The sequence below is a fragment of the Actinomyces sp. ICM39 genome (assembly GCF_000282935.1).
Taxonomy (GTDB): Bacteria; Actinomycetota; Actinomycetes; order Actinomycetales; family Actinomycetaceae; genus Pauljensenia; species Pauljensenia odontolytica_B.
On record NZ_ALCB01000101.1, the window covers coordinates 1 to 6,312 of the forward strand.

Here is a 6,312-nt window from a genome sequence, read left to right on the forward strand (position 1 = left end):
CTATCGCTGGCTTCGCGGCTCTGGCGGGTAAGCGCCGCCGCGACCGCGAGGAGGCCTAACCCCAACGCGGGCGCACACCCCACCCACACGGGGTGAGCCCACCTAGGTGAGGGGGCGCGAGACCATACAGGTCCCGCGCCCCCTCCCTTTATGTGCCGCTCGCCCGCACGCCACCCCGCAACAACGCTCTAATCAACTAACGGTCAATAAGTATGTGAGCTTAAGCACTCGGCTATCTTGTCGTTCTTTACGCTATTTCTATCGACTCGGTCATTATTGATTGATCGAGTCGGCAGGGATTTCATGATTATTCAATAAATCTCGGTCGCCCGTGCGATTGCTCAACTAACCATCAGTTCAGAGAACTTGCTTAGAAACTGTGGAACACGCTCTTCCCGACATTGCAGTCGTTATCCGCCATGATGTGCTGATGTGTAAGGGCTAGATAGGGATCGGGGCCTTCACTACGCTGGGAGGCATCCTGTCCACTTTCTGCCCCACAGAAGGAGAAGTCGATGTCTCGACTGCGTCCGTTCCGCGCCCGTGTGGGCGTTGCGGGTGCTGCCAGTCTGGCCGCTCTCTCGCTTCTCGTCACGTCGCTGACACCCCTCGCCATGCGAGCCAACGCCGCCGACGAAAGCACACAAGAAACCGACGTGGCGTCGTCCCAGGACGCCGCCACTGCCTCGTCCGATGCGGAGGCCGCCGACGTAGCCGTCAGCGCTGAGGGCGTTGCCGCCCCCGCTGCCGCCCGCGACGAGTCCGCCACCCTGGCGATGACCGTCGTCAACGACTCCACCACCCTGCGAGTCCGCGACCAGCAGATCACAACGATCAACTTCTCGTGCTCGTCGGTGACCACGCCCTGTCAGGGCGCCGTTATCGAGATGACCCTGCCCGGCCCGATCACTCCGGCCGGGCTCAAGCTTATCGAGCAGGGCTACACGGTCGTGCCCGTCACCGGCGACGTTGTCGCGAAGAGCGAGAACTTCGTCGAGAACTCTGCCGACGGTGCGCGCGTGCAGCGCTACCGCTTCACGCTGAAGGATCCGCTGCCCGCCGGCACGTCGGACCGCATCCAGATTCCGTGGCACTACAACGGCAACGATGCTCCGAACAACTCCACCACCACGCAGAACGTCGTCTTCTCGGCCAACAACGCCGCTAGCGTCGAGCAGACGCTGAGCACAACCTGGACCGCTTCGACCGACGTCGCCATCAAGAAGTCCGGCCCGACGAACCGCCTGTACTACCCCGCCGTTGGCGGCGAGGCCACGTACGAGCTGAGCTACGGCTACCAGCAGAACGACACGACCAAGCCGAACGAGGTCGGTACCCGCTGGGGCGGCTCGGCCTACAACGGCAAGCTCGTCGGCATCGGCTTCCAGCAGGTGCAGAACATCAAGGTCGTCGACCCGCTGCCCGCGCAGGCCGTCTTCGTTACCGCCTCGAACGGCGGTGTCTACGACCCGGCCACCCACTCCGTGACGTGGTCGTACGACAAGTGGACATACCAGAACCCCCTCACCTCCACCGTGACCGTCAAGTACCCCGAGGGCACGGTGACGACCGCCGACACGGTCACCAACACGGCGACCATCACGGCCGAGGGCATGAACGAGCCGACGAACGTCGTGTCCAAGAGCTCCGAGATCACGCACGGCTTCGCCGAGCGCAGGGTCGAGGCCAGCGCTGAGAAGATCGGCACCTACAACCGCGACTACGCGCGCGGTGACGAACTGCCCTGGCGTTTCGAGGGCAGCAACAACGGCAACACGACCGTGCACTTCCGCTGGGAAGACGTCATGCCCTGCACCTGGTCCTCCGAGGACGGCAAGGCCGCTGGCGATGGCTGCGATAAGCCAGCCTTCGTTGGCCCCTACGAGTTCAAGATTTCCACCAAGTCCGGGTACGAAGACATCAGCGGCTGGACCTTCGAGTACTGGACCAACAAGGGTAACCACGAGACGGTGACCTACAAGAACACCCGCACTCTGACCCTGCCGGACGGCGAGTGGATCACCCGCTTCGTCATCGAGACCGATGTTGCCCCGCTGGCCAGGCCGACCGTCGATCTGATCAGCAAGGTCTCGCGCGACGTCCCGAAGACCGAACCCGCAGATTTTGCGAACCACTACAACGCAGCCCTGCCGCCGGAGAAGTACTACGACACCGTGGCCTCCGAGGACTACGTCCGTATCCAGAACTGCGCGTCCGTCAAGGTCACGGACAAGGACACGGGTACCGTCGCCGTCTCGAAGGACAACACGTGTAGCTGGACCCGTATCCGCACCGAGGTGCCCGGTGTTCGGGTCAGTAAGGAACTGCGTACCAACCCCGTCGTCGTCGGCAAGCCCGCCAGCTTCATGATCGTCGCCGAGGCCCGCAAGGCCGTCGACGGCGGTACCCCCACGCCGTTCACGGTCGTGGACCTGCTGCCCGAGGGCCTCGACGTGGACGACGCGTCCAACATTCGTGCCGAGAGCTACTCCGTCCTGAAGAACCCCGACGGCACCCCCTACGACCCGGCCAAGGTGAAGGTCGAGGTGGAAAAGAACTTCAACAACACCGGCCGCACCCTGATCCGCTGGATCGTCCCGGATCCGGTTGAAGGCGCGTTCTTCTCGAAGTACGACGCTAACGTCCTCGCCACCGCCCCCGCCGGTGATACGACGAACACCGCATGGGCGTTCATGCCGGGTGGCGGTGCGAAGCCCTACGAGGAGGACCGCAGTGTCCGCAACCTCAAGTACTGCATCCGCAGTCGCGCTCAGGACACGCTCGACCTCAACCAGGACGGTTCGACGACCGACTTCCTGTGTGACTCCAGCGTGGATTTCAAGATCGCCACGACCGCAGGTATGACGATCGCGAAGGAAGTCAAGGGCAACAAGAACGATGACTTCGTTCCCGCCGGTGAGATCGCCGAGATCGACCCGGGTGCCGACGGCGCCTACCGCTTTACGATCGGCAATGCGGGCAATGCGCCGCTGACAAAGGTCGTGGCCTACGACATCCTGCCCTACGTGGGTGACGTGGGTGTCGGACCCGCAGCCAACCAGGCTCGTGAGTCTCGTTGGAAGCCGAACCTGAACTCCACGAACTGGACGTTCCAGTCGGTGAAGGAACGTCAGGGCCGCGACCCCGAAATCACGACGGTTCCCGCCTCGGACATCACGATCCAGTACTCCACGGTTCCCAACCCCTGCCGCGGCGAGGTCCTGGCCGTGGGTGGCGCCATGAACGACGCCCCCGCCGGCTGTACCCCCGACGCGTGGGGCGATGCTCCCGCCAACCTGGCCTCGATCACCGGCTTCCGCATCGTCATGAACCGCGACATCGAAGTGGGCGAGAAGATCCAGTTCGTCGCGACCATGACCTCCCCGGTCAACGCCAACCTCATCGCCTGGAACTCCGTTGCCATGGCGGGTGGCGTCACCGAGAACGGCAAGGTGTCCTACCTGCTGCCCAACGAGGCCCCCAAGGTCGGCATCAACGTCTCGACCGACGTCGAGGTCAACAAGACCGTGGCTCGAGTCAAGATGAACGGTGACGAGGTCGTGCGCGACGCGAACGGCCTGCCCGAAACCATCGAGTCGTCCGAGGCGATCATGCCGGGCGACCACGTGCTCTACAAGGTCAACCTGAAGAACCACGGTCCGGCCGTCGCCTCGGGCATGAACGTCGCCGACAAGCTGCCCGAAGGCGTCGAGTACGTGTCCGCCGAGACGCGCATCTGCCAGGACGGTGCGACGAGCCCCTGCACGGGCCCGGCCTACGCGACCGCTTCCTACGATGCAGCAGCTGGCACCTGGACCGCGATGGAGTCCGGCATTCTCGACACCAACCTCAACGTTGGTGGTACTGAGACGCTCTACGTCCTCGTGAAGGTCAAGCCCGCAACCGAGGGAGCGACCATCACGAACACGGCGACGCTGGGCGAGTATGACCAGATCGACTCCAACAAGAAGAACAACACCTCGAGCGCGACCTTCAAGGTCGGCGGCACGATCGCAGGCACCATCTTCAACGATGCCGATGCCTCGTGGACCTTCGGTACTGGCAACGACAAGCCCTTCGAGGGTGTGACGCTGCGTCTGCTCGACGCGGACGGCAACCCCCTGAAGGACGACTCCGGCGCGGATATCACCACGAAGACCGACGCCGACGGGAACTACCTGTTCAACCGCCTGCCGCTCGGCTCCTACAAGGTCGAGGTCGTCCCGGGTGAGCTGAAGGTCGACGGGACCGACGCGAAGCTGTCCGACTACAAGCAGACCTACGGCTACGGCTCCTCCACGGACCGTACCCAGGTTGGCCAGGGCAAGCTCGTGACCCCCGCGCCGATCGAGCTCACGGCTGCCGCACCTCACGTGACGAAGGTCGACTTCGGTTTCGTCAAGCCTGCGTCTGTCGGCGACTACGTCTGGTTCGACGCGAACAAGGACGGTCTCCAGGATTCCGACGAGCCGGCTCTGCCCGGTATCACCGCAACCATCGCGGACGCGTCCGGCAACCCCGTCGTTGACCTGGATGGTAATCCGGTTGCGGCTGTGAGTACGGATGCTGCTGGTAAGTACAAGTTCGAGAACCTGCTGCCCGGCGATTACAAGGTCATCTTCACCAACCCTGTGGGTTATGAGGCGACTGTGTCGCAGGCTGGCGACGATCGCGGTGCCGACTCTAATGGCACCGAGTCTGTGGTGAGCCTTGCCCAGGGCCAGGAAGACAAGACCGTGGACTACGGTCTGGTTGGTACTGGTGTGATTGGTGATCAGCTGTTCGTGGATGTCAACCAGAACGGCGGGGGTGCCCCCGATGCTGGTGACAAGCCGTTGGCGGGCGTGAAGGTGACGCTGACCTGGACGGGTCCGGGTGGTGTGACTCGTACGGTTGAGACGGTGACGGACGCTGATGGCAAGTACAAGTTTGAGAATCTGCTGCCTGGTGAGTACAAGGTGTCGGTTGATCCCGAGACTCTTCTGAAGGCGGAGCCGCTGCTGGATGTGTTGACGCATTCGCCTGCGGGTGATGTGGATGCCAAGAAGGTTGTGTCTGGTGAGGTGAAGGCCGATAAGGAGAAGCTGGCGCAGGCGTTTAAGCTGACGGCTAACCTGACGCTGACGGGTGAGAACAACTCGAACCTGGATCAGGACTGGGGTTTTGGCATCTCGGCTGATACTGCGATTCTCAAGGAGATCACCGATCCGGATGAGGAGGCTCAGAAGTCCTTCGAGTTCACTCCGGGCGCGAAGGTGACGTACACGCTGACGCTGACCAATAACGGTCCTGGCGCGGCGACGGGCGTGACTGTCTCCGATCAGCTTCCTTCTGGCGTGAGCTTTGTGTCCTCGCAGGGTGATGGTACTTACGATGCGGCCACTGGTGTGTGGGATCTGTCTGGCCTGACCCTGGCGAAGGGTGAGGTGAAGAAGATCGCGATCACGGTTGAGATCACTGGTGATGGTGCGGGCAAGCTGGTGACGAACGTTGCCAGGATTACGCACCAGGATCAGCCGGGCGATGATCCGACCAACAACGAGTCCTCGGCCTCGTTCAAGGGTGGTTTCAACCTGGGTGGCACGATCTACCGTGATTCGGATGCGTCGTACTCCAAGAGTGATTCTGAGCAGCGCTTTAAGGGCGTGACGGTTGCTCTGCTGAAGGAGGACGGCACTCCGGTGCTGGACGCGAACGGTGATCCCATGACTGCGGTGACCGACGAGAAGGGTGCCTACCAGTTTGTGGGTCTGGCTCCTGCCTCGTACCGCGTCGCGATCGTGGATCCCGACAAGGGTGATCTGGCTGGTCTGATTCCGACCCAGGCGTACACGGGTCGGGGCGCGACGCAGGCTGCGGTGACGATTACGAATGCGTCGGTGCAGGGCGTGGACTTCGGTCTGCTTGCTCCCGCCACGATCGGTGACCGCGTGTGGTACGACGAGGACGGTAACGGTGCGGATAACGGCGAGCCCGGTGCGCCGAACGTGACCGTGATCCTCAAGGACGCCAACGGCGTGGAGCTGGCTCGCACCACCACCGATTCTGATGGTCGTTACCGTTTCACGGGCCTGATCCCCGGTACCTACACGGTCGACATCGAGGTTCCCGCCGGCTATAACGCTGCGACGACCTCGATGACCGTCACGGTGGGTGAAGGTGAGGAGAACCTGGATGTGGACTTCCCGCTGACGGTGCCTCCGGCTCCGACGCCGGACACCCCGGCCCCGACGCCGTCCACCACGGTGGCAAAGGTCTTGGCTCGTACCGGCTCGGACGCTTCCGTTCTGGGTGGTATGGCGGCCATGGCTG

Annotated in this window: 1 protein-coding gene; it reads left to right on the forward strand. The window is 62.9% G+C overall.

Annotated features, from left to right (window positions below; translation table 11 throughout):
* Nucleotides 1-515: 515 nt before the first annotated feature.
* A partial coding sequence (locus HMPREF1137_RS06290) for an SdrD B-like domain-containing protein (RefSeq protein ID WP_007590139.1) occupies nt 516-6,312 on the forward strand: 5,797 nt, incomplete at its 3' end.